The 985-nt window shown below is 44.2% G+C and carries 1 protein-coding gene; it reads left to right on the top strand.

Features of this window, described 5'->3' with window-relative positions:
• Window positions 1–939 (top strand): elongation factor Tu (gene tuf / locus AC27HL_RS19515; RefSeq protein ID WP_487082723.1); only part of this gene is annotated, 939 nt, incomplete at its 5' end.
• Between the last annotated feature and the right edge of the window lie 46 nt (window positions 940–985).

The raw sequence follows: 985 nt of genomic DNA, 5'->3' as shown, positions 1-985 counted from the left end.
CCTGGTCACGCCGATTACATCAAAAACATGATCACAGGTGCTGCACAAATGGACGGCGCTATCTTAGTAGTTGCTGCTACTGACGGTCCAATGCCACAAACACGTGAGCACATCTTACTTTCTCGTCAAGTAGGTGTACCTTTCATCATCGTATTCATGAACAAGTGTGACATGGTAGATGACGAAGAGTTACTAGAGCTAGTAGAAATGGAAGTTCGTGAACTTCTTAGCGAATACGAATTCCCAGGTGATGACTTACCAGTAATTCAAGGTTCAGCATTAGGCGCACTTCAAGGTGAAGCTAAATGGGAAGAGAAAGTAATCGAACTTGCTGACGCACTTGATACTTACATTCCAGAGCCAGAGCGTGCAATCGACGGTGCATTCATCATGCCTATCGAAGACGTATTCTCAATCTCAGGTCGTGGTACAGTTGTAACAGGTCGTGTTGAGCGCGGTATCATCACAGTAGGTGACGAAGTAGAAGTTGTAGGTATCCGTGATACACAAAAATCAACGTGTACTGGTGTAGAAATGTTCCGTAAGCTTCTAGACGAAGGTCGTGCTGGTGAGAACTGTGGTATTCTTTTACGTGGTCTTAAGCGTGAAGACGTAGAACGTGGTCAAGTATTGGCACAACCTGGTTCAATTACTCCACATACTAAGTTCGAATCAGAAGTATACGTACTATCTAAAGATGAAGGTGGTCGTCATACACCATTCTTCAAAGGTTACCGTCCACAGTTCTACTTCCGTACAACGGACATCACAGGTGCTGTAGAGCTTCCTGAAGGTGTAGAAATGGTAATGCCAGGCGACAACTTAAAGTTTGTTGTAGAGCTAATCAACCCAGTAGCGATGGACGAAGGTTTACGCTTCGCTATCCGTGAAGGTGGTCGTACAGTAGGTGCTGGTGTTGTATCTAAAATCATGGACTAATTCCTTTTGGACTAGTTGATTTAGATAAACACTAAAAAAGGTCGCG

Source organism: Colwellia aquaemaris, assembly GCF_057548755.1.
Note: the sequence above shows the minus strand (reverse complement) of the source record. Positions and strands in the feature narration are given on the sequence as shown.